The 24,596-nt window shown below is 32.0% G+C and carries 31 protein-coding genes; 1 reads left to right on the plus strand and 30 read right to left on the minus strand.

What is annotated here, in order from left to right; translation table 11 throughout:
- Positions 1-9: 9 nt before the first annotated feature.
- The 18 genes from BG261_RS00115 to BG261_RS00200 all read right to left on the minus strand — a co-directional run bounded on the left by BG261_RS00115 (position 10) and on the right by BG261_RS00200 (position 14,073).
- Entirely contained in the window at positions 10-846 is an 837-nt protein-coding gene (locus BG261_RS00115) for a thymidylate synthase (protein ID WP_070791003.1), read from the minus strand.
- A 41-nt stretch (positions 847-887) separates the two neighbouring features.
- Positions 888-2,768: an ABC-F family ATP-binding cassette domain-containing protein gene (locus BG261_RS00120; RefSeq protein WP_070791005.1), complete on the minus strand. Its 1,881-nt coding sequence runs from the start codon at positions 2,766-2,768 to the stop codon at positions 888-890.
- A 1-nt stretch (position 2,769) separates the two neighbouring features.
- Entirely contained in the window at positions 2,770-3,984 is a 1,215-nt protein-coding gene (locus BG261_RS00125) for a CCA tRNA nucleotidyltransferase (RefSeq protein WP_070791007.1), read from the minus strand.
- A complete protein-coding gene (gene dapB / locus BG261_RS00130) occupies positions 3,981-4,745 on the minus strand; it encodes a 4-hydroxy-tetrahydrodipicolinate reductase (RefSeq protein WP_070791008.1) in 765 nt (254 codons plus the stop codon). Before dapB ends, BG261_RS00125 begins: the two co-directional genes overlap by 4 nt.
- A 14-nt stretch (positions 4,746-4,759) precedes the next feature.
- Positions 4,760-5,608: a DegV family protein gene (locus BG261_RS00135; protein ID WP_070791010.1), complete on the minus strand. Its 849-nt coding sequence runs from the start codon at positions 5,606-5,608 to the stop codon at positions 4,760-4,762.
- 31 nt (positions 5,609-5,639) lie between these two features.
- A complete protein-coding gene (locus BG261_RS00140; protein ID WP_070791013.1) occupies positions 5,640-6,020 on the minus strand; it encodes a DUF1149 family protein in 381 nt (126 codons plus the stop codon).
- Between the two features lie 103 nt (positions 6,021-6,123).
- Positions 6,124-6,846, minus strand: coding sequence for a tRNA (guanosine(37)-N1)-methyltransferase TrmD (trmD, locus tag BG261_RS00145; RefSeq protein WP_324609663.1), 723 nt, complete (start codon positions 6,844-6,846; stop codon positions 6,124-6,126).
- Positions 6,833-7,351 carry a ribosome maturation factor RimM gene (rimM, locus tag BG261_RS00150; RefSeq protein WP_070791015.1) on the minus strand — a complete coding sequence of 173 codons (519 nt, stop codon included), beginning with the start codon at positions 7,349-7,351 and terminating at the stop codon, positions 6,833-6,835. Before rimM ends, trmD begins: the two co-directional genes overlap by 14 nt.
- Before the next feature lie 174 nt (positions 7,352-7,525).
- Positions 7,526-7,765: a KH domain-containing protein gene (locus tag BG261_RS00155; protein WP_070788042.1), complete on the minus strand. Its 240-nt coding sequence runs from the start codon at positions 7,763-7,765 to the stop codon at positions 7,526-7,528.
- Between the two features lie 18 nt (positions 7,766-7,783).
- The gene (gene rpsP / locus BG261_RS00160; RefSeq protein ID WP_070788041.1) at positions 7,784-8,056 is read right to left on the minus strand and encodes a 30S ribosomal protein S16; all 273 of its coding nucleotides are present in this window, start codon (positions 8,054-8,056) and stop codon (positions 7,784-7,786) included.
- Between the two features lie 95 nt (positions 8,057-8,151).
- On the minus strand, positions 8,152-9,276 hold the full coding sequence (locus BG261_RS00165) for an HAD family hydrolase (protein ID WP_070791017.1): 1,125 nt from the start codon (positions 9,274-9,276) through the stop codon (positions 8,152-8,154).
- 20 nt (positions 9,277-9,296) lie between these two features.
- A complete protein-coding gene (gene gor, locus BG261_RS00170; protein ID WP_070791019.1) occupies positions 9,297-10,640 on the minus strand; it encodes a glutathione-disulfide reductase in 1,344 nt (447 codons plus the stop codon).
- A gap of 65 nt (positions 10,641-10,705) precedes the next feature.
- Positions 10,706-11,626, minus strand: a complete 921-nt coding sequence (locus BG261_RS00175) for a CPBP family intramembrane glutamic endopeptidase (protein WP_070791025.1) — start codon at positions 11,624-11,626, stop codon at positions 10,706-10,708.
- Positions 11,627-11,680: 54 nt separating this feature from the next.
- Positions 11,681-11,890: a helix-turn-helix domain-containing protein gene (locus BG261_RS00180; RefSeq protein WP_070791026.1), complete on the minus strand. Its 210-nt coding sequence runs from the start codon at positions 11,888-11,890 to the stop codon at positions 11,681-11,683.
- Between the two features lie 10 nt (positions 11,891-11,900).
- Complete coding sequence (locus BG261_RS00185) at positions 11,901-12,371, minus strand: DUF2975 domain-containing protein (protein ID WP_070791028.1); 471 nt, start codon at positions 12,369-12,371, stop codon at positions 11,901-11,903.
- 20 nt (positions 12,372-12,391) lie between these two features.
- Positions 12,392-12,985 carry a DUF2975 domain-containing protein gene (locus BG261_RS00190; RefSeq protein WP_070791030.1) on the minus strand — a complete coding sequence of 198 codons (594 nt, stop codon included), beginning with the start codon at positions 12,983-12,985 and terminating at the stop codon, positions 12,392-12,394.
- A gap of 17 nt (positions 12,986-13,002) precedes the next feature.
- Entirely contained in the window at positions 13,003-13,551 is a 549-nt protein-coding gene (locus BG261_RS00195; RefSeq protein WP_070791032.1) for a DUF2975 domain-containing protein, read from the minus strand.
- 24 nt (positions 13,552-13,575) lie between these two features.
- Positions 13,576-14,073, minus strand: a complete 498-nt coding sequence (locus BG261_RS00200) for a DUF2975 domain-containing protein (RefSeq protein WP_070791034.1) — start codon at positions 14,071-14,073, stop codon at positions 13,576-13,578.
- 177 nt (positions 14,074-14,250) lie between these two features.
- Between BG261_RS00200 and BG261_RS00205 the strand changes: the two genes are divergently transcribed.
- Positions 14,251-14,736, plus strand: coding sequence for a GNAT family N-acetyltransferase (locus BG261_RS00205; RefSeq protein WP_070791036.1), 486 nt, complete (start codon positions 14,251-14,253; stop codon positions 14,734-14,736).
- Between the two features lie 26 nt (positions 14,737-14,762).
- Here the strand turns inward: BG261_RS00205 and BG261_RS00210 are convergent, their stop codons facing one another.
- From BG261_RS00210 to BG261_RS00265, 12 genes are all read right to left on the minus strand, one after another.
- The gene (locus BG261_RS00210; RefSeq protein WP_070791038.1) at positions 14,763-15,473 is read right to left on the minus strand and encodes an MgtC/SapB family protein; all 711 of its coding nucleotides are present in this window, start codon (positions 15,471-15,473) and stop codon (positions 14,763-14,765) included.
- 76 nt (positions 15,474-15,549) lie between these two features.
- Complete coding sequence (locus tag BG261_RS00215; protein ID WP_070791040.1) at positions 15,550-16,257, minus strand: MgtC/SapB family protein; 708 nt, start codon at positions 16,255-16,257, stop codon at positions 15,550-15,552.
- A gap of 110 nt (positions 16,258-16,367) precedes the next feature.
- On the minus strand, positions 16,368-17,108 hold the full coding sequence (locus tag BG261_RS00220; protein WP_070791043.1) for a class I SAM-dependent methyltransferase: 741 nt from the start codon (positions 17,106-17,108) through the stop codon (positions 16,368-16,370).
- Positions 17,109-17,111: 3 nt separating this feature from the next.
- Positions 17,112-17,921 (minus strand): alpha/beta fold hydrolase, encoded by an 810-nt coding sequence (locus BG261_RS00225; protein WP_070791045.1) that lies wholly within the window; start codon positions 17,919-17,921, stop codon positions 17,112-17,114.
- 91 nt (positions 17,922-18,012) lie between these two features.
- Positions 18,013-18,672: a VTT domain-containing protein gene (locus tag BG261_RS00230; protein WP_070791047.1), complete on the minus strand. Its 660-nt coding sequence runs from the start codon at positions 18,670-18,672 to the stop codon at positions 18,013-18,015.
- A complete protein-coding gene (locus BG261_RS00235; RefSeq protein ID WP_070791049.1) occupies positions 18,673-19,203 on the minus strand; it encodes a dihydrofolate reductase family protein in 531 nt (176 codons plus the stop codon).
- A 426-nt stretch (positions 19,204-19,629) separates the two neighbouring features.
- A complete protein-coding gene (locus tag BG261_RS00245) occupies positions 19,630-21,237 on the minus strand; it encodes an ATP-binding cassette domain-containing protein (protein WP_070791054.1) in 1,608 nt (535 codons plus the stop codon).
- A 303-nt stretch (positions 21,238-21,540) separates the two neighbouring features.
- Complete coding sequence (locus BG261_RS00250; RefSeq protein ID WP_070791056.1) at positions 21,541-22,008, minus strand: NUDIX hydrolase; 468 nt, start codon at positions 22,006-22,008, stop codon at positions 21,541-21,543.
- A gap of 29 nt (positions 22,009-22,037) precedes the next feature.
- The gene (locus BG261_RS00255; protein WP_070791058.1) at positions 22,038-22,868 is read right to left on the minus strand and encodes a methylenetetrahydrofolate reductase; all 831 of its coding nucleotides are present in this window, start codon (positions 22,866-22,868) and stop codon (positions 22,038-22,040) included.
- Between the two features lie 58 nt (positions 22,869-22,926).
- On the minus strand, positions 22,927-23,265 hold the full coding sequence (locus tag BG261_RS00260) for a hypothetical protein (protein ID WP_070791060.1): 339 nt from the start codon (positions 23,263-23,265) through the stop codon (positions 22,927-22,929).
- A gap of 172 nt (positions 23,266-23,437) precedes the next feature.
- Positions 23,438-23,581, minus strand: coding sequence for a helix-turn-helix transcriptional regulator (locus tag BG261_RS11055; protein ID WP_075201825.1), 144 nt, complete (start codon positions 23,579-23,581; stop codon positions 23,438-23,440).
- 194 nt (positions 23,582-23,775) lie between these two features.
- Positions 23,776-24,477, minus strand: coding sequence for a glucosamine-6-phosphate deaminase (locus BG261_RS00265; protein ID WP_070791061.1), 702 nt, complete (start codon positions 24,475-24,477; stop codon positions 23,776-23,778).
- Positions 24,478-24,596 lie beyond the last annotated feature (119 nt).

The raw sequence follows: 24,596 nt of genomic DNA on the forward strand, positions 1-24,596 counted from the left end.
AACTATTAATTAAATAGCTAAATCAAATTTTAATTGTGGTTTTACTGGTTCATAGTCTACAAGCTCAAAGTCTTCAGGTTTGATATCAAAGAAGCTTGTTCCAGGTTCAGCATTTAAGACTAATCTTGGTTTGCAATCACTTGCTTGACGACTCAACAACTCTTCAGCATTTTCAAATTGATTGTTATAGATGTGAAGGTTATTTACAAAGTAGAAGAACTTCCCTACCTTCCATCCAAAATGACAAGCAATCATCATTTGAAGGGCAACATATTGCATGGCGTTAATATGGTGAGCAACTAACATATCATTAGATCTTTGAGTTAAAGTTGCATCAAGGTAAATATCGTCGTCGATTTTTCGAACATCAAACATTGTTTGAAAAGCACAAGGAAGTAACCCTTCACTTTCATCGAAATCTTCATATTGCCAAAGATTAATTATATTACGACGATTCCATGGATTCTTTTCTAATCCATCTAAAATTCGACCAATAATATTATGTTTCTTTACAGTAGCCCCGTAACGAACACCTATTGTCCCATCAGCTAGTCCCCAGTCATCCCAGTAGTTAACGTTGTATTTTTCTTTTAGGACTTCAAGTTCATTTGATTGATCTTGATAAATCCAAAAAATTTCCTTGATAGCTGATTTAATAGGAATTGGACGAAGGGTTGTAATTGGAAATTCTCCATTTGCTAAATCGTATTCAGCAAAACTTCCAGTTATGTACTTACTATTGGCAGTTTCACCATTTTTGTAACGTGGGCGAGCTTGCTCACTCCAAACACCATTTTCTAAGATATTTTTAATATTATCTTTAAAAATCTTATCTGCTTTTGTCATTATGCCTCCGATATTAGTAAGGTTTTTCTAAAATAGTTGAATTAAGCTCTTTCGCTTAGGTATTCATAGCGGTCATATTTTTGCAAGAGTTCTTCTTGCGCTTGATCAAGTTCTTTTTGAAGGATTGATAATTTACCAAAGTCACTTCCATTAGAGTTCATTTCGACTTCTATTTCAGATATTCTTTCTTCAATTTTTTCAATTTCGTCTTCAATGGTTACCCATTCCTTTTGTTCAAAATATGAAAGGCGTTCTTTCTTTTCTTTAACCTTTGTTTCTTTTTTAGGTGCTGTTGTTTCCACTTTAGATTCAACTTTCTGTTCAGACACTTTGCTTCCCAGATAAGTTGAATAATTTCCATGGTATTTATCTATTTTACCATCATTAAAGACCAATAGCTGATCAGCTACCTTGTCCAAAAAATATCTATCATGGCTTACTGTAATTACTGCTCCAGGATATGTGGCAAGGAAATCTTCCAATACTGTCAAGGTAGCAATATCAAGGTCATTAGTAGGTTCATCAAGTAGTAAAACATTTGGTTGTTCTAAAAGAATTTTCAAGAGATAAAGGCGTTTCTTTTCTCCCCCAGAAAGCTTAGAAATAAGTGTTCCGTGCGTTGTGCGTGGGAAGAGGAACTGTTCAAGAAGGTTCACAACTGAAGTTGTTTCTCCGCTTTGATTCACGCTTGCTGCTGCAACTTCTTCGAGGAAATTGATAACACGTTTATTTTCGTCAAGTCCACGGATTGTTTGTGAGAAATAGCCAATTTTTACAGTCTCACCTATATCAAGAATTCCAGACGTCAGGTCTAAATCTCCGTTGATGATATTTAGGAATGTTGACTTTCCTGAGCCATTATTACCGATGACACCGATGCGGCTATCTGGCTGAACGATTAAATCAAAATCACTGAAAATTTTCTTGTCAGGATATGAAAATCCTGCATCTTCAAATTTTATAACTTTTTTTCCAAGACGTGTTGTAGCAAGATTAATTTCCATTTCGCTTGAATCATCATTCTTAATGGAATCTTTTAGATTTTCAAAACGATCAATACGTGCCTGTTGCTTTGTTGCACGCGCTTGAGGGCTTTTACGAATCCAGGTAAGTTCTTGCTTGAAAAGTTGTTTTTTCTTATGATTTTGCGTTACTTCACGCTCTTCACGCTCTGCTCTTTGAGTAAGATAATCTTGATAGTTTCCTTGATACTCAATAAGCTGTGCATTATCCAACTCAAAAATCCTTGTAGCAACGTTATCTAGGAAATATCTATCATGGGTAATGAATAAAACTGCTCTTTTTAGGTTAACAAGATAATTTTGCAACCAAGCAATTGTCTCGACATCAAGGTGGTTGGTTGGTTCGTCAAGAAGTAATAAATCGCTTGGATTTACTAAGGCTTGAGCAAGCTGAACACGACGTTTTTGTCCACCAGAAAGACTGGAAATTTTTCTACTCGTATCCCTTATATCAAGTTTTGAAAGAACAGTAGTTATATCTTGTTCGATATTCCATGCATCAGAGCTTGTCATAGCTTCTTCTCGTTTCAAAAGTGCATCTTGATACTTTGTATTTTCAGGATCTTCTGTTAAATCTTCTAATGCTTTTTCATATGCTTTAATAACAGACATTTGTGGGAGACTGTCATCTAAGACTGCATCTAAAATTGTATCATCTTCATTGAATGACGGTTCTTGCATTAAATAGGTAATCTTATAGTCGTGCGCATGGATAAAAGGAGATACATCTCCATCATAGCCCGAAACCCCTGATATTACGTTAAGTAGTGTAGTCTTTCCTGTACCATTTACACCGATTAATCCAATCTTATCCATATCATGAATTATGAAAGAAATATCCTTAAATACGGTCTTGTCTCCGACTGTTTTGCTTAAATTTTCAACTCGAAAATCACTCATTTTATTCTTCCTTTAATTCTTTTTCAACGTATTCTAAGATTGCGTCTTGATTGTTTTCAAGCTGACCATTAACAACTAATTCTTCAACTTCTGATATTATTTGACCAATCCAAATACCACCTTTACGATTGAAATGATTCATTAAAACTTGACCATTTATATTAAGTTCAGATTTTGATTTGATTGGTAATTTCATTGTAAGTTGAGGTAAGAGGGATGTATCAATATCTCTTTCTTCTGCTTCAAGTAATCCTTCAGCATACATAAAGGCATCAAAACCATATTTATATAAATCTTTGACTTCCCAAACACGCTCAAGGGCTATTTTATATGCTTCATAAATATTAGTCACTTTCTTAGTGAATTCATTTGAAACATTCCATTTTTTCAGAAAATCTTTGCAATTTTCAACTTCTAAATTAATCAAAAGATATGCCCATGCTTGCTCTGAGGTAGTAAACCAGAAGTAATCAGATTTTATATTTTTCAATACATTTTCAAGTTGAGCTTCTTTCCCTACTAAACCTGTAAGATGATTATATGCTTTTGAATCAATAAAGTTTCTAAGTCCTTTTCTCCAGTAATCAGATGTAAGGAGCTTATCTAATTCTATAAAGCTACGCTCAATTGATATTTTCTCCAAAAGTGGAGCATGAACTTTCATGGCTTCAAATGTTTTTTCTTCGATATCGAAATCTAGGCTTGCTGAAAAACGGAGAGCACGCATTATTCTCAGTGCATCTTCATTAAATCTTTCATCTGCTACACCCACAGCACGAATTAATTTATTCTCTAGGTCAGTTAAGCCGTCAAACTTATCAATTATTTGCCCGTCTTCTGCTAAAGCAAAGGCATTTATGGTAAAGTCTCTGCGAAGCAAATCTTCTTCTAAACATCGCACGAAAGTAACTCCACTGGGTCTTCTGTAATCTACATAGACATCTTCTGTTCTGAAAGTTGTAATCTCGTATTGACTATCTTCTGCTAAGACAAGAACAGTACCATGTTCAATTCCAATATCAACGGTTTTTTCAAAAATTGCTTTTACTTCTTCCGGATATGCACTTGTCGCAATATCCACATCATGTATACGACGCTTTAATAAAACGTCTCGTACACTTCCACCGACAAAATAGGCCTCATAACCAGCCTCTTCTAAGGTATTAATTAAAGGTAAAGCCTGCTGAAATTCAACAGGCATGTTTTCTAATCTCATAATAAATGTTCCAAACCATATACTAAATGATCCAAATCAACCACTTTTTTAATTCCAAGATTTACTCCTGTCATAAATGAAGCACGATCATATGAATCATGGCGAATTTTAAGTCCTTCTCCTGGTGCTCCAAAAAGTACTTCTTGGTGAGCAACTAAACCAGGTAATCTTACGCTGTGAATCCTAAATCCATCATATTCAGCACCACGTGCACCTGGGATACTTTCTTTTTCTCCCTTGGCACCTTGTTTCTTGAAGTCACGATTTTCTTTGATTAATTCAGCTGTTTTAATGGCAGTACCACTTGGAGCATCCATTTTATTATCATGGTGAAGCTCAATAATTTCTACATCTGGAAAATATTTTGAAGCTTTAGCGGCAAATTCCATCATTAAGATTGCACCGATTGCAAAGTTTGGAGCAATCAAGCCACCAATTTTCTTATCAACTGATAGTGATTCTAAATCCTTAATCTGTTGATCAGTAAAACCAGTTGTCCCAACTACTGGTGCAAAACCATTCTCAAGGGCAAATTTTGTATTTTCATAAACAACTTTTGGAGTTGTGAAATCGACCCATACTTGGGCATCAATTCCTACTAAGCCTTCTTTATCATTAAATACTGGGACACCATAAGCTTCTTTTTCCGTTGCAAATGGATCTAAAACAGCAACTAATTCTAACTCAGGATCATCTTGAACCATACTAACTGCTGTTGATCCCATTTTCCCACGATAGCCAGCAATAATTACTTTAATCATAAGGTGTGACCTTTCTATTTTACGATAGGTGAGATTGCAAGCGCTAGGGCATTTTCACCTAGATGAGTTCCGATAACTGCTCCAAATGATGCTATTGAAATATCATCAAATCCTTCTTTGCGAAGGTTACTGACCATATCTTCCGCAAGATCATTTGCATTTGAATGGATAACAAAAATTTTATAGTCACCATATTTTGTACCATCTTCAATAATTGAAATTAATCTCTTATAAGCTTTTTTACTAGAACGAACCTTATCGAGTACAACAATTTCTCCATCACGGTCAAACTCAAGGATTGGCTTGATATTTAAGAGATTACCTACAATTGCTGCTCCATTTGATAAACGTCCACCTAAAACGAGGTGATTCAAGTCATCAACAACAATATATGCACGAGTTTTTTCAATTATTTCATCGATATGATTACTTATTTGTTCAAAGTCTAAACCATCTTTTGCCTCATTAAGTACAGTTTCAACCATGTATCCAAGTGGTGCACTAGTAATCAATGTATCAAAGAATTTGATAGTCATATCTTCATATTCATTTTGAAGGTAAAATGAATTTTGATAAAAACCTGAAATTCCTTTTGATATGAATAGACCGATTACATGAGTGTAACCATTCTTATTAAGATCATTTAAAAGTTCTTCTAATCTGGCTAAACTAGGCTGTGAAGTCTTAGGTAGTTCAGAGCTAGCTGCCATTTTTTGATAAAACTCTTTATTTGATAGATTTCTTCCTTCATAGTATGTTTCCCCTTCAATAACTATAGGAATATCTAAAATGAAAAGATTATCTCTATCCTTATACTCTTCCTCCAAATAAACGGACGAGTCTGTAATAACTGCAATTTTCATATGTTCTTTTATCTCCTAAGGAGTTTAAACCTTAAAATTTAAGATTCACACCTGGTTCGTCTAAGGCAACTTCACTAACTTCACGAGTTAAACGAGTAATCATATTAAGTAACGGACGAGCGATTTCATCCATCTCTTCTTGTGTTAATTCATTTCCTTCATTAACTTTTCTATTTTGGATGACATTATTTTGCATAACATAACCAGAAACGATGAAGTTATCTAATAAAATTACAAACTCAACACTAGCACCTAAAACTGTATTTTCTTCACTATATTCAGGTACATCAGGAATTACGTTAATTTGAATTTGAACCTTTTGTTCTGGTGTTCCATTTTCTTCCTCAAATGCAAAATTTCTTGCATTGTAGCTAAAAAATTGAACAAACTCTTTATCACGAACGATTTCCATTTTTATTCTCTCCTAGTAAGAAACTTCAGCACTTTTATTTTTTAATACTGTTGTATACTTAATTTCTATAATATTACTTTTGAATTTTTATTGTTATATTTTATCATAATTCTGACTTAATTTCAGCCAGCATTATTTTTTCTTCTTCTGAAAAATCATATGTTTCTAAAAGATCAGGACGACGAGCCAAAGTCTTTTTCAGACTTTCTTTGATACGCCATTTACGTATATTTTCATGATGACCACTCATCAAAACGTCAGGCACCTTCATATCTCGATATGTTTCTGGACGAGTATATTGAGGGTATTCAAGAAGACCAGATGAAAAACTATCTTCCTCATGACTTACAGCTTTCCCAAGAACTTCTGGAATTAAACGCACAGTAGCATCAATAATAACACTTGTTGCTACTTCTCCACCAGTCAAGACAAAATCACCAAGACTAACTTCATCAGTAACAAGTGTCTTAATTCTCTCATCGTATCCTTCATAGTGACCACAAATAAAGACCAGATGATCTTCTTCAGATAATTCTTCCGCAAATTTTTGGTCAAACTTTCTACCCGCTGGATCAAGCAATATTACTCGAGCATTTTCATGTGGTATTTTGTCCATAGTATCAAAGATCGGTTGTGGCATCAAAAGCATTCCTTGACCACCACCGTATGGATAATCATCTACGTGTTTTTGAGTATTTGTCGCATTATCACGAAAATTATGAAAATCGATCTGTACTTTTCCATTATCTCTTGCACGACCAACTATTGAGTGTTCAAGATTAGAAAACATTTCTGGGAAAAGAGTTAAAATATCAATTTTCATCATCCAGACCCTCTGGAATTTCAATCTCAACTCTATTTCCTGCTACATCTACATCTAAGACAACTCCAGGAATGAAAGGTAAAAGTAAATCTTTTTTCTTTGGTCTATCAATTACCCATACATCGTTTGCTCCTGGAGATAATATTTCCTTTACTGAACCAATTTTTTCATCATTTTCATAGACATCAAGTCCAATAATTTCATGATAGTAGAATTCATCTTCACCTAAATCCGAAAGATCATCTTCAGCAACTTTTAATACATGTTCACGATATTTTTCAACATCATTAATATGGTACATTCCTTCAAACTTAACAATATCAAAGTTCTTTTGTTTTCTGTGAGTTTTAATTTTTACATTTTGAATAAAATTATCTTTTTTATCAAAAAGAGCTAGTTCATTTCCAATTTGAAATCTTTCATCAGCGAAGTCAGTTACACTAAGAACTCTAACTTCTCCTTGTAAACCTTGAGTATTTACAATTGTACCTACTTTATAGTAATTCATTTTTTCTCCTGATATAAATTCCTTATATTACTTTTGGAATTTATCTATTTTCATTCTTTTTAAAAGAGTAATATAATCTTTATAATTTTAACATAAATTTTTTCTTTATTCACTAGGCAAATACTCTTTGAAATCCTTTACAGCACAAAAAAAGCACCTGATAAACAGGTACTTTTATTGATTTACCAAAAGTCGAACTTTTTTACCTTCAACAGGTACTGAGTAGACGATTGTACGGATGGCTTGGATAATTCTACCCTGTCTTCCTATAATTCGTCCCATATCCTCAGATGCCACGTTTAAATGATATTCAATGAATTCGTCTCCATCAATTAATTCAAGGCTAACTTCTTCTGGTTTTGAAACAAGGGGAGTAACAATCGTTAATACTAAATCTTTAACATCAGATTGCATATTCCACCCTCCTTATTATTATTTAGATAACTTTGATTCGTGGAATTTTTTCATAACTCCAGCTTTTGAAAGGATATCTCTAACAGTATCAGATGGTTGTGCACCATTTCCTAACCATTCAAGAATACGATCTTCTTTTAAAGTTACGCCATTTTCTTCAACAAGTGGATTGTATGTTCCAACTGTTTCGATGAAACGTCCATCACGTGGTGAACGTGAATCTGCAACGTTAATTCTGTAATAAGGTTTTTTCTTTGAACCCATGCGAGTCAAACGGATTTTTACTGCCATTTTATATATATCTCCTAATTAAATTATTTTACTTAAGTTAGTATAACATATCTGAAACAGGTGTCAAGTTTTTTTCTTGACATCTTTTCGAAAATTTATTTATCAAGAAAAATACTTGTTTTAGATGGTATTAATATCCCTTTATTTTCATCTCTTCCTTGAAGAAGATATTTTTGATTTTCAGTTTCTGGTGCTTCCATAACTTCGTCAGTTAAATCTGATATTAGTCCTTGGACACCGATATTATGAATTATTCCTACTTGAAGGTCTGTAAATTCAGCGAGCATAGGGTAATCTCCGTTACTATCTCCTGCTACTAGGATAGGTTGTGTACCATCATATTTGGGTGAAATCAATTTTTCAATGGTCTCAACTTTTCCTTTTTTGACAGTTTTAGGATAATTTTCATCAAATTTAGCTTTAATAACTCCATTATCCTTAGCTAAACGCATAGCAAAGACATTTTCAAGTGGGATGTTATAGCCATATTTTTCATTATTGGCGAAAACCTTAATTACATCAATATAGGAAGCTGAACAGATATAAACATCAATTCCTTTTGCCATAAGTTCTTGATAAAGATCACGCATTTCTTCAATTACACGAATCCCATCCTTGAAAGTCACTTGAACCATTCCCGAACTTGTCTCCATATCCTCAGGGCTCGACCAAGTTAGATGTTTAAGTTCACGTTGCAGTTGATCATCAATCGCTTTTTCGACCAACTCTCCTGCCTCAGCACTAGTCATCCCAGCATACAAGTAGATGGAGATGTCTGTTCCAAAAGCCTTATTTATAACAGTATAAAGATAGCGAAGTTTGGCTGAAAAGTCTTTGTAGTAGTCTGTCTCATGTATATTATTCAGACTAGCATTTTTTTTCAAGTCTAGTAACTTACTATAATCATCAACTACATCCTTACAAATTTTTTCAATCTGTCTTTTTTCTGATTGAAGTTCAGGATTTGAAGATTCAGGGCTTTCCAAAATACTTTTTGCTAAAATCTCCTCAAGTTGATTTGTAGTGATTTTAAATGCTAGATTTTCAATCTGATAGGTTAATGTTGCTTCTTCAATGTCATTTATAACACTTGTATTGTCCCAGTCAAATACTGCATATGGTTTATTTTTAGTATTATAATTTGGAGAATCAATTCCATTTTCTCTTATTAATTTTTCTAATCTTTTGAAGTTTGCTGGATACCAGTTTCCTTTTTTCATATAAATCTTTCTAATGTTTATTAACGCATAGTAACAAATTCTTCTGAGCCTGTTGGGTGAATGGCTACTGTGTTATCAAAATCAGATTTTGTTGCTCCCATCTTAATTGCAACAGCGAAGCCTTGAAGCATTTCATCAACACCTAGTCCAATTGCATGTAGCCCAATGATTTTTTCTTCTTTTCCAAGACATACTAATTTCATGTTACATTTTTGCTTGTAGTCATTTAAACCAAAATAAAGTGGAGTAAAGGTTGATTTATATATTTTTATTTGGTCACCATATTTTTCAATTGCTGCTTCTTCTGAAATCCCGATTGTAGCAATTGGTGGATGAGTAAACATTACAGTAGGTATTAAATCATAATCTAAATATAAGTCAGATTTTCCATTAAATAGTCTTTCTGAAAGTCTACGTCCAGCAGCTATTGCTACTGGTGTTAAATCAATTTTTCCGATAACATCACCTACTGCATAGACTCCTTCAGCACTGGTATTTTGGAATTTATCAACCTCCACAAAACCACGCTCATCTAATTTAACATCTGTGTTTTCAAGACCAAGATTTCCTGTATTTGGATTTCTGCCCCCGGCAAAAAGAACTGAATCACCTATCAAAGTCTGACCATTTTCAAATGTTACAGTATATTGATTACCTGATTTTTCAATTTTTTCAGGTACATAGTTAGGCAAAGTCTCAATTCCATTGTCATTATATATTTTAACAAGATTTTCGGAAAGCATTTTATCAAAATTACGCAACGGCAACTCTTTACGATAAGCCCATGAAACCTTGCTACCTAATCCGTGAATGACTCCAGCTATTTCTGAAGCGATATAGCCTGCACCGATCACTATCATGTGCTTTGGTGCCTCTGTGAGCTCAAAGAACCCATTTGAATCGATAGCATATTCTCCACCTGGAATTTCAAGAGGACTTGCGTAACCTCCTGTTGCAATAAGAATATTTGATGCCGTGAACTTTTCATTATTTACTTCTACAGTGTGGTTGTCTAGAAACTTTGCATAACCTTTGATTCGTTCAACATTATTGCTATCTAGACCACGCTCATAGGCTCCATGAAGAAAATCAATGTAGGCTTCACGTTTTTCGACTAGTTCTTTAAAATTAAAATTTTCAACTTTAGCATATATGCCAAAACTTGATGCATCTCGCTCAATAGTTTCCATAATATCACTAGCGTGCCACATTATCTTTTTAGGAACACAACCAACATTGACACATGTACCACCTAGCTCACTTCCCTCAATCAGAAGTACCTTAGCACCATACATACCTGCTCGGTTTGCTGAAGCGATACCGCCACTTCCACCACCGATAACTATATAATCATATTTTTTCATATTATCACCTCGTTAGAACTATTATAGCAATCTTGAGGAATAATAAAAACCTAGAAGATTTATTTCTAGGTTTTTAATGAATTATTCATATTTTTGTTTTTTGATTCCATAAAAAGAAAAAATATAGTTACTACTATAATTAACAAACTAACGATACTTACAGAAACACCATAATCTCCTCCAGTGATTAGAAGGTTTGATGTCCTAATTTTATATAAAAGCGGCCAATCTTTACTATTTTTATTTGAAATCAATATAATTGATGATAAAAAGTTATATCCACCGTGTACGATTATCGATGCATTTAGTGAATTAAAAGTTTTTTTAACAATGAATAGCAGTGCTCCCATTTCAAACCCACTCACTAGTAACATTACTATACTTAGAAAACTTAATTCTCCATTTAAAATATGCACTGCTCCAAATATAAATGATGAACATATAAATGAAAGTCCCAATCCATAGTTTTCCTCTATAACGTTTGCAACTATTCCTCGAAAAATAGTCTCTTCTATTATTGGGGCAACAATTGCAGTACCAAGTACCATATCTAGAAATGATATAAAAAAGTTAAAAGTATTGATTTTATTAAGTACAAATTTTCCATCCACAAATAAAAAGTAAATAATATATGCTGTTAAACACATAAATATAGGAATAATAAAATATATGATCTTAATTTTCTTTTTATAAAAATCCTTTATTACATCTCTATGAAAAATATATTTACTTAAAAATTTTATTATCAAGAATAACAAAAACAGAGACAGTAGATTGTTAAAAATTATATAATAAACTTGAAATATTTTATTATCCTGCAAAGTTAGAGATAAATTTGTAGGCATTTGAATTCCAAAAAATATCTTTCTTGTAAAATAAACAATAATTGGAATTACTATTGTACCTAACTGAGCAATTATTTGAGATATCGGTATTGCAATTATTGATAGAAGAACTGACCCTGTAGTTTTAAATAATTTTCTCATAATTAGATTCCTTATTTAATTTAATAATTTCACTAATATCATTAATAAATATTTCTATCCTTCATCGTCAACGTACTCTAAAATATCACCTGGTTGGCAATCTAGTGCCTTGCAAATAGCATCCAAGGTAGAAAAACGTACTGCTTTTGCTTTTCCTGTTTTTAAAATAGAGATGTTTGCTGTTGTTATGCCGACCTTTTCGGCTAGTTCGCTGGAAGACATTTTCTTTTTCGCTAACTCTACATCTAAATTTACGCGAATCATATATTCCTCCTTATATCGTCAAATTATTTTCATTTTGAATATTAAATGCACTCGTAAATAACTCTTCAACAATTAAAGTGAACACATACATAGTAATAGTCAATAAAACAAATAGGAAACCAAATATCATGAATCCTGGTCCATCTGAAAGATCCGCAATCATATATACAATTGGTAGTATCCCAAAAGATAAAATAACCAAAATCATCACTGCCTTCTTAATACTTCTCACCGTTTCAATTGTCTGAACCGAAAATGCCTTATTTTTTTCTATGAGTTTTAAAATATTATTTAATTTGAAAGCTACAAAGTAAGAAATGAAGAGGCTGCCTAGAATTGTTATCCAAAACATTACTATCGGAAAAGAGAATTCTAATTTCCCCTCATTAAGACTACTTATTCCTATAATAAAAACAATGCTAGTCAATATTACTTCTAAAAAAATTATTGCTAACTTTAAAGCAAAATTTTTAAATTTCATTTTTATATTATCTCCTCTAATTATACTGTAAATTCATTTTCTTCAGAAATTATTATAGCATCTTCAAGTATTTTTGCGAGAGACCATATAACTAAAGCAATGATTCCAAAAAATATCACTCTATGTCCATCATAAAATGTAGGAACTAATGATGCATCATAATCGCCAAATAAACTTAAAAACAATCTAATATTGACCTGTAATGCTGTATTGCCATCTGTTATTGTGGTCGCTGTTGAAAATCCTGATAAAAATATTAGTATAGAAAGAATTTTTGCTAGCCTTACATTTGCTTTAATGAAAAATTTAGAATTGGAAAGATTATCAAATATTTTATACATAACTATGAAGATAGTAGTTTGTAAAATCGAAGTCAAAAGATATATGAAGTAATCTGACTTAGTAATAGAAGGCAAAGGAAATTGTAAGGGAATTGAATTTGCATCAATATCTGATCCAGGAGCTATTAAACCAACATCACCTAGCATGATATACCCTTTCCCTGGATATTTAAAAAGATAGTAATATGAAAATAGCAACATTCCTATTATAGAGATAATGATGGTAATTATTAGTAAAACTTTTATAAATTTAAAGAATTTTTTATCGTTCATAACACTTCTCTCCTAACCTAAATTGTGTATTCATTTTCTTGAGCAATCTTAATAGCATTTTCTAATATTTTCGATAATCCCCACACTACTAGAGCTATTAAAGTGCAATAAAATATCCTTTGTATAATATATAAGTTATACTCATTTCCACTATTTCTTCCAAAGATTTTTGCTCCAATTATATAATTTACAAAAGAAGGAACATTTGCAATTGTAGGTACTTCTGTAGTGTATAAAAAACCAGAAACAAAAATTAGAAAGGCAAAAACTTGGGCAAATAACACATTCTCTTTTACAAAGATTTTTGCTTTTGAGAGGTTATCAAAAATTTTTGTTAGTACAAGTAAAATAATAATTTGTAAGATAGAGGATATTACATATGTAACATATTTACCATCACTAAAACCCACAATACTTATACTATTAATATCATCTATTTTGATATATCCATAACCTGGATTTCTAAATAAATAGTAATAAGAAAATACTGCAAACCCAATTATTGATAAAACAATAAAAATTATTAATAAAATTTCAATAACTTTAAATATTTTTTTACTTCTCATGAGATACCTCCTTGTATTTAAATTCTAGACAGTAAATTCATTTTCTTCAGCAATTAAATTTGCTCTCTCCATTACCTTCATGGCAGCCCAAACAACGAGACCCATTATTAAATATGAAAAATCAAAATTAAAATTATAACTGTTATTCATTGCACCTGCTATAAACTCAGGAAGTTTAGAAATTATAGCTAATACGAAGAGACAATTTGCGACAGTTCTCAAAATATCAGTATTCTCTTTAACAAAAATCTTGTCATTTTCAAGGTTTTTAAAAAGATTAGCAACATTCCAAAACAAGCCAATTACCATCATTATGACAAGAATTGTAGCTAAAATAGTCCAAATATTTATTACTCCCTCACTGGTAATTGTTAAACCTGCAGGCAAGTTAGTCACATCAAACAACGTGAATTTGGTACCCATTAGTCCTAGTACCAATAAACCGATTATTCCTATACTTAGAAAAATTGCTCCAATGTAGAAACACCACTTTAAAATCTTAAACAAAGTTTTATCTTTCATGTTCATTTCTCCTTCTTATTTAACGCTATTTAGTTTTGTTAATAAATTCAGTATAAACTTTTTTTATTGAAAATCAAGTATTTATTATTGTTTTTCGATATTTATTTATTATTTATTAATATTAAAATTTTAATCACAAATGGTATAATACTTATAAACACTAATGTTGAGGTAAAAATGAATAATAAAATAGCTAATAAAAAATCATTAGAAAAATCATTAGTTTCTGATTTTTTCAAAAAACATTGGGGTGATTCAAAAATGATCATCTCAACCGGCACATATGATTGTAATGACCTTGATGGATATGCTTTTGTTGATGATAATAATGAAATTATTGCATTGATAACATATACTCTAAAAGATTCATACTGTGAAATAATTTCTTTAGATAGTATCATTGAAGGTAAAGGCTTAGGAAGTAAGTTGATTAATAAGGTTGAAAAAACTGCATCGGAAAACAAGTGCTCTCAAGTAAAATTAATAACAACAAATGATAACCTTAATGCACTTAAATTTTATCAAAAACGTGGTTATAGATTAGAAAAAATTTATAAAAATGCAGTCAATGATGCCCGAAAAATAAAAAAAGAAATTCCTAAATATGGAAATTATGGAATTCCTTTAAAAGACGAAATTGAATTGGTAAAGTACATAAAGTAAAAAGAAGCCAGAGCAGCTTCTTTTCTTTAAACATCAATAACTCCCAGTTTAATAATATTTTGTTGCCTTGAAAGTTCTGAAACAACTTCTGTATAGTCCATACCCCTTGGTAAACTAATATTATATGTTTCAGAATATATATCACAATTTTGATCAAATAAAATTTCAAAATTTACTAGTTGGGCATAAATATTTTTAGATTTGAAAAACTGGTCAATAGACTCTCTTGAATCTTCTCTATTGGTATATCTTATTTCCAAAGCTTGAATAGTGTTCACATTTAAGAATTTATGAATCAAATATTGAGTTATCACTGAAGCAACAGTACCAATAATTGCAATGGTATAAAATCCCATTCCTACTGCCATACCAATCCCACCTGCAATCCAAATTGATGCAGCAGTTGTCAGACCAATGACTTGTTTTTTAGTTACAATAATTGCCCCTGCACCTAAAAATCCTATTCCGCTAACAATTTGAGCTATCAATCTTGATTCATCTATTGAAATAGCTGATGCCATTGAAGGAATGCTTTGAACAACACTTGCTTCATTTTGTGCGATAGTAAATTGAGTAAGGGCAATGATTGCTGCACCTAAACAAACTAGAGCATGGATATGAGTTCTCATTCCAGTAGGTCCATTTTTCCGATGGTGTTCAATTGAAATAATACCACCACAAAAAATTGATAAAACTACTCTGAAAATTATCTCATAAATTGATATGCTTCCTAACATAATATAATCTCCTAAAATTTCTTGTATTAAAATAATTAATATTTTACCATAAAAAAAGCAAAGTTCCCTTTGCTTTTTAAACACTGACGATATTTAATTTAATAATATTTTCATGTGCTGACAAATCTTCAATAACTTCAGCATATGACAAATTCTTAGGTAAATTTATGTTATAACTTTTTTCATAAACTCTGAAATCTTGTTCAAAAGATATATCAAAGTTTATAAGTTCAGCATCAATTTTTTTAGAATTAAAATAATCAGCTATAAATTCTTTAGTCTCTTTTCTGTGTATATACTTAATTTCCAAAGTTTTCAAGGTATTAATGCTTAAAATCTTATGTACTAAGGTTAAGGAAATCATAATACCAATACAACCAATAGCTGCTATTGAATAAAACCCCATACCAATTGCAATTCCTAAACTTCCTGCAACCCAAATTGATGCTGCTGTTGTTAGTCCAGTTACCTGTCTCTTGGTTACAATGATAGTTCCTGCACCTAAAAATCCAATTCCGCTTACAATTTGAGCAATTAATCTTGATTGATCAATCGTTATCGCAGATGCTAAATCTGGTGTTGCTTCAACCACATGAAATGCATTTTCAGCAATAGTAATCTGTATTAACGCGATTATAGTTGCCCCTAAGCTCACCAAAATATGAGTTCGCATTCCTGCCGGACGATTCTTATGCTCCCGTTCAACTCCAATCAATCCACCGCATAATATTGATAAAACTATCCTAAAAACAATTTCATAAATAGTAACACTTCCATCCACTATTTTTGCCTCCTTATATAATATTTTATGTGAATTTTATACATAAATTATACCATATAAAAACGCTTACATCTATATGGATAGAGAAAATTTTATGTTAATCTCTCAATATATTATTTGTGATTTTTGGATGATATTATCATCATCATCGGACGTCTTAGCTCGTCCTTCATTCCAGGAATATCTAACATTTGCTTATCAGGCATCGGCTCAACAATATTTTCAATCGAAAAACCATTTCTCAAAAGAACTTCGATATAAGTCGTTAAAGTTTTATGATATTTCTTAACATCACTTCCGAGAAAATGAGAATTTCTTTCTCCCTCGTAAAAATAATTATCTATAGGAAAATGGGAAATACTACCATCTTCATTATAGACCCAATCTTGACTTCCTTCGGAAGTAAATAATGGATGCTCAACTGAAAATACAAATTCTCCCTCATCTACTAGTGCACTATGGAGCTTAGCAAAAAGAGCATTCATTTCATCCTTACTTAGATAGTGAAATGCAAGAGATGATAAGGCTATATCAAATGTATCTTCAGAAAATTTGACTTCTCTTAAGTCAGCCTGCTCATAGGTGATATTTTCATCAAAATTCTTTTCACGCGCAACTTCAAGCATTTTTTCTGATAAATCAATTGCTAATACAGATTTTGCACCATTATCAATAGCATATTTTGCATGCCAACCATAACCACACCCAAGATCTAAAACACGCTTTCCTTTAAAATCAGGAAGCATTTTTTGTAAAGTATGCCATTCACCTGCACCTGCTAATCCATCTTTTGAGCGTGACATTTGGCTATAAGAATTAAAAAAATCTTCATTATCATAAATATTAGTTTTCATTACTTATTCACTTCCATTAATAAAATTAATTAAATTATCTAGTACAAATTTTTCGTTTGTCCACTGGAGACTATGATTCCCAGCTGCGGATAATATTTTGGAAGAAGGTCCAAAAATAGAATTTTTATACTCTTCTTCCCGATCTTTTGAACATAAAAGAACTATATCAAAATTATCTAAATTCCTTTCAGCTATTTCCATTTGCTTTACCATCTCTTCAGTGGCAAGACATTCAGCAATTATTGATTCGTTTGCATAAGCGTTAAAAAGTAATTCCGCATTTTCCTTTTTAACTTCCTCCGCAACAAGCGGATTAACTGAATCTATAAAATCTTCTACACTTATATTACCCTTAGCTTTGTCTTCAGAGAAGTTTTTAAAGTGCTTCAAAAATTGATATGTTTCGTCAAGAAAATTGTACGATATTTGTGAATATCTAGGCTCTATCAAAAAGAGTTCATTGGTTAAATCAGATACTTTATCTACCAATTGTAGAGCATATGCTCCACCGTAACTATGGCCAACAACCATTGGATTTGTAGGTTTTAAATAAGTTATTACCTCAATGATATTTCCAACTACATTTTCTGGTGTTCGATTCATATATTCTTGATAGCTATGGCCAGTTCCAACAGTATCAATAACAAGTATTCCAAATGGATCGGGGAGCTCATCAATAATATTTCTAAATGTATTATAGGCTGAATCACCACTGAAACCAGGAATAAATATTAAAGTTTTTGCATCCTTGCTAAATGGTTTGTAAAAATAATATGTTTTACCGTATTTTGTATCAAGAAAATCTTTATTCATGAACTATTCCTCCTTGGCTTTAAGTTTTACTTCTACTGGTTTTGCTGGACAGATAGCCAAATATTTTTTCATTTTTTTCTTCTTAATACGTTTATTCATGATTTTCACTTCTTTCTTTTTTATACAATTTATTAAATAAAAGGAATAAGCCAAGTATTAACAAAATAATAGATAAAAGAATAATTATTTTTTTATAGTTCTTTTCTAAGATTGCATCACCACCGACCGCATAGAGGATTGATATGGGAATATTCCCGATAATTATATAGGGAAGAAAATTTTTCAGAGAATAATTAAGCTTATTAGATGTGTAGTCAATTAAAAAGGTTGGGATAATTGGAATCATGTATGCTATAGAGAGCCCAAATCTTGGATTTTTCATTTTCTCTACCTTATCCAAAATTTTATTTTGACTAGAGGAATTACCGACTTCAAATTTTACCATAATCCAAATCAGCAACGCATTGCCAATTACGGCCGATGTCAGGTTCAAGATGCTCCCCAATATTGGTCCAAAGACGACCCCTGATGCAATTTCAAATGGCGCGGTTGGAGCACCTGGTATCATAATCACGATAATTATTAGGGCTGCCAAGATAATGATATCAATAGGTCCATGACTTCGAATTTTTTCAATAAGCTCCGTCTGATTAATATGGAAACTTGATAAATCACTACGATGATTCCATACAAACAAAGCTATCAAAAGCAAAAATATTACTAGTAAAATCTTTGTAAATTTATTTTTCATCTATAACCTAATCTTTGAATACCTAACTTCTACTAGGTCACCCATTTGTGAAGTTCCCATATACTTGAGGTTTGTTGGATGACTCATTTTCTCAAAGAGTCTTTTGCCATCGCCTAGAAGGATTGGTGCTATTTGAATATAGTAATCATCAACCATATTAGCTTCAACTAATGGTTTTAGTATAGCACTTCCACCGATTATCCAAATTGTTTTTCCTTCTTTTTGTCTAAGCTTATTTAAATAGTCGACCACATTTCCTTGTACAACTTTTACATCTCCAATGTCATTTTTAAGAGTATTTGAAAATATTATTTTTTCTTGATTTGGATAGAATTCTTCATTTTCCTTAAGTAATTTAAGTACTTCTTCATATGTTACTCGTCCCATAACAACAGTATCTACCGTTTCAATAAATTTATCATATGTTATTTCACCTTCAGTATAGGTATTAAATAACCAGTCCAAATTATCATTTTTATCTGCCAAAAAACCATCAAGGCTTATTGCTCCGTAAAATGCTATCTTTCTCATCTGATACCTCCTAGTTACTCAATATTATAACAAAAACTACCAAAATTGTATGATTTCTACAGTCTTGGTAGTTTTATCATTTTAAATCTCATTTTTCAAATATGCTTTTAAGTAAACAAATATCATGTAAAAAGCATAGATGATTATAGGAATTAGGGCAATTAGACATATTTTAGCAACTTTTTGGTAAATATGTCTAAAAAAAATATGAAATAATGAGATCTAAACCTATATATATCAATAACAAACCTGCAAATATCAATAAATTACTGACTATTTTGGTTGCTTTTCCCACTTCCTCCTTCGGCCTATTATCGAAAGTATTTCCTCCTACGAGTCTTGACGATTTCCCTTGCCTAAACTGAATTGCAAAAAATAGAAAAAATACACCTAGAATCAATATAGATATCATACTATTAGCCTCCTTTAAAAGCTTATTACCTCATCCACAAATTTCAAGTTCTTTTGATGATGAGTTATCATTATTGTTAATTTGTTTTCTAGTAATGGTAGGACATTGTTTAAGATTAGCTCTTCTGTTTTTTCATCCATAGCTGATGTTGCTTCATCAAAAATTATTAGATTTGCTTGTGAAAAGTATAGTCTAGTAAAGGCAATTCTCTGTCTTTCACCACCAGATACATTTAACCCCTTTTCTCCAAGTGATGTGTCTAGTCCTTTCTCAAGTTTTCCAAAGAAATTTTTCAAACCACAATTTTCTAATGCCTCAATTATCTCTAAATCTGTAATTTTTTCATTTTCAAAAATTATATTTTCTCTCAAACTTCCTTCAAAGATTGGAACTTCCTGTGAAATATAGAAAACATCCTTATAATAATCATCAAGATTTATGCTAGATAGTTTCCTATCGTTTATAAGAATTTCACCGCTAGTCGCTTTAAGCAAGCCAAGTATTGTTTTTACACAGGTCGATTTTCCCGAACCACTTTTGCCTGTTAATGCGTAGATTTTCCCCTTATCAAAATTAAGGTTTAGATTGCGGAGAATTTCCTTGTTTGAGATGGAAAGTCCAACATCCACTAATCTGACATTAGTAATTTTTTCATGGAAAAGCTTTTTCTCAGAAGTAAGACCTAAATCATCAGGTGCTCTGTAAAATTCCGCTAGTCGTTCATAGGAAACCTTGTTTAGTCGATAATTGACAAAGATGACGTTGAAGATGGCAATAGGCGTGTAGATATTGTTAATGTAGGCAAGAACCGCAACCAATCCGCCAACCGTCAAACTTATGTGCCCAGTCAGAACTAAAGCCAGCAGAAGGATTTGGATTATTGCGACCAAAATAGCGAAAATAGTGAAGAACAGCTCGTGAATGAGCGTCATGCTAGTGACATTATCAACCACCTTCTCCGACAGCGACTCATACTTTCTTATCTCGCTTTTGTATCTGCGATTTATGCGGAAGGTGACTATTTCAAAAACACCACGGGTCAAAATACTATTTAAGGCCTCCTCGTTTATGAGATTTTCCCTTTTAATTCTTTCAAGATATGTGAGAAGGAACTTGCTTATAAGGAAAACGATTAAATATCCAAGGGTAATGAAGGGTATCACTCTTAAATCAATCAGGGAGATAAAAAGTAAATTGAATATGAGTGATGGAATTAATTCCCTCAAAATATGGCAGTAAAAATCTACATAAATACTTCTTCCAGCCGAGGCTCCTACTTCAATCTTCTGTAAGAGATTCCCTCTTCCAAAAGTCATGTAGCTAAGATAATCAATGTGTGAGATTTTCTCTAGTACTTCTTTTTTAAGGAAATAATAAATTCCATGATAAAGCTTGCTTTTGGGGTATTCCGACATATATGCAAGGATGAAGGGAAGAATTAATGTCGTTGAATAGATTAGAAGACTCCAAAGACTTAGTCCTTTAGAAAATCCATCTAAAATCTTTTGATAGTACAGAATGTTTATTGATTTTAGAAATTGACAAAGAACCCCTAAAATAATGTATGTTACTGTTAAATTCTTAAAATATTTTATTAAATATCTTATGTTTTGTGCTTTCATGCTATATCTCCTATTTTTGTTGTTATTGTCTAGGATTGATACAGCCAAGCTGATAGGACTAAAAATAATAGTTGCTTGGAAATAGATTATTACTTCGTTGACTCATTTCGATGAACGGTAAGTTCTATCAGCAATTCGTCGCCTCGTCTTATTTCTATTTCAGTCAACTACTTGTACTCGATATACTGCCTATCAAATCAGCTATATCGAGAATTTAATTCGTTTGTTCATTTTCGGGAGTCTCCTTGTATGCGTTTTCTACATTATATCAAAAAAAGCCCAAAAGGACGTGTTTTAGTATGTTCATTGCACAAAATTCGCTAAATAATATTTAATATAGTCAAGATATTCATCTTCCATATTCTCTGGTAAAGAATCATAAGGGAAATATTTAAGGTCGAGTGTTTCATCTGACTCCAAGTTCATAATTCCTTTATAAGAAATAACCTTATAAACTGAGGTGACAACGTATATTTGGTCTTTATTTTCTAATGTAAATTGATACTGTGGTCCTGAAAATGTATTGACTAGTTTTAAATCTGTAACTTCAAGACCTGTTTCTTCATGCACTTCTCTAATTGCAGTTTCTTCTAGTGATTCACCGATCTCCATCAGTCCACCAGGTAATCCCCAACTACCATTTGTTCTTTTTTGAAGTAGAACATGAGCATCTTCATTTTCTAAAATAATATTGGAACCAATAAGAATTAATAAATCATGGCCAATCTTTTTCCTCATATCTTCAACATACATTTGACTAACATTGCTCATAATATTTACTTTCTTTCCAAGTTATTTGATTAATTCCTAAAAGCCATATATAATTCTTTACTTGCTAGCACGTCGTTCATGGTATAAAGATGGAGTCCATCGATTTCACATCCCAACAATTTATCTATTTGCTCCATAGAATATTCTAAACCAGCTTGTCTAAAGGAAATTGGGTCATTTGCATATTTTACCAATCTTTTTTCAAGTTCTGGACTCAGTCTAGTGTGGTTTCTTGACACCATAAAGTTGATGACACCCCTTGAAAATGCGGGCATAACCCCGGCTAAGACTGGTATCTTAAAATTTTCCTTCTCATAGGCTTCTTTGAAGCGATAAAAATCTTCGTTGTCGAAAAATGCTTGGCTGATTAGTTGCTGACAACCTGAATCTATCTTTCTTTTAATATCTTCCATCTCACGAGCTAAATCACCATCACCTTCTACTCCTCTTGGATGACATGCTCCTGTAACATGAAAATCAGAAGAATATTCTCTTATAAAAGACATAAGTTGATTAGCATATGGAAAATCAGAATATATTTTAGCCTCATCTCTAACCTCACCACCTACAACTAATATTTCCTTCACTCCTGAATTGGCAAAAGAATTCAATGCATCTTCAACATGTTTTTGATTCATAAATTTTGCAGGTAAATGAGTCATTGCAGGATATGATAAATCATTTTGAATGTAGCGTGTAAGTTCAAAACTTCTTTTATTCATATTTACTTTATCAATAGTCGGAACACCGATGAATGACGGATTGAGTTCTATAAAGTCTTCAAGGTCATCTTTGAAATTCTCATATGGAGTATTAATTGGTGGAGCAATTATTTCTAGTGAAAAAGGAATCTTATTCATTTCTACCTCTATCTATAATTTTCATTCAGCGTCTATTGCGACATATTCAATTCAAATATCAAATTGAAAGAGTTAATACCCCGATGATTGGAGTTATTAGGCCAAGTAAAATAGTGATGAAATAAAGAACTGAGTTTTCTGTCACTACGAATTTAGATTTTGAATCTTTGATGAGTGTCGAATAGCTAGTTTGCTCGTTTTTTAAATAATTCCAGCCCCGATAAGCGATAAAAGCTGTAAATGGCACCATTATTAGGAAAAATATTAATTCAGCTTTTGGATGATTTTTGAAAATTCCTGATCTCATTAATAATAGATATAATGAATTATGCAGCAAACAACTTATTAAGAACCATTCGTTTCCTTGTTTTGAGTCTTGACTTAGTTTTTCAGCCATCTTGTCATCTCCTTTAATTAAATTATCTAGAGATATTTCATAGAAATCGCTTATCAAAATAAGACTTTCAATATCTGGTAGAGTTCTACCATTGCTCCGACGACCTAGTTTCTATGCAATATTCTATTGCATAGTCAACAAGTATGTCGAGAAGCTTTTCCGTAGATGTTCGTTATTCTTCGAATAACTCCTTATTAACTTTAAAGCCTTCCCAATTTGAAATCGTCTGTCTACTCACATGTATTTTTTCAGCCAAATCATCTTGAGTATATTTTAATTCTTTTCGCTTACTTTGAAGTTGTTTTGAAATTTCCATGACTTTCTCCTTTCCTTAATCTTAGAAGATTTTAATTTATTATAACATCAAAAGTCTTTGATAAATAGGATTTTTTTGAAGGAAATTAACTATAAAGATATTTTACATTGCGCGTGGTTAAAGGATTTAGAAGATATGTTTACAAAAAACCTCCATCAATCTTGATGAAGGTTTAGTCAATTATTACCTTGTTATTATAGTTTTGCTCCAGCTTCTTCGTCTACGATTACGTAAACTTCTGGGTGGTTTTGTAGTACGCTTGCTGGTAGTTCTTCAGTTACTTCACCGTTAACCATTGCTGCAACTGCGTCTGCTTTGTTAGCTCCAAACGCCATAAGTACGATAGCTTTAGATTTCATGATGCTAGCGATACCCATTGAGATAGCTTGTTTTGGAACTTCTTCTTCATTTGCAAAGAAACGAGCGTTATCTTTGATTGTGCTATCAGCAAGATCAACAACGTGAGTTGTAACATCAAATGAAGTTCCTGGTTCGTTGAATCCGATATGTCCGTTTGAACCAATTCCAAGGATTTGGAAATCAATTGGGTTTTCATCGATTAATGAATCGTAGTGTTTAACTTCAGCATCTAAATCTTCAGCTTTACCATTTGGTAGATAGTTAACTTTGAAAGGTTTAGCATTGAATAGGTGTTCGTTCATGAAGTAACGGTAGCTTTGGTCGTTAGATTCATCAAGACCAACATATTCGTCAAGATTGATTGAAGTCATATCTGAAAAATCAAGATCGCTTGCTACTACATGTTTGTAGAATTCAACTGGTGTGCTTCCTGTAGCTAGTCCAAGAGTTTTAGCTCCATTTGCCATTTTTTCTGAAAGAATTTCGTATCCTTTTTGTCCGCCTTCAACTTGGTCTTTAACTTTAAAAATTTTCATGTTATTTTTCCTTTTTCTTTATTATTTATATTGGTATATACCAATTATACGAAATTAAATTCATTTGTCAACTATTTTCTTTTAATTTTGATATAATATTTTAGTAAATAATTTTGGAT

Origin of the sequence: Floricoccus tropicus, assembly GCF_001832905.1 — a bacterium.
Taxonomy (GTDB): domain Bacteria; phylum Bacillota; class Bacilli; order Lactobacillales; family Streptococcaceae; genus Floricoccus; species Floricoccus tropicus.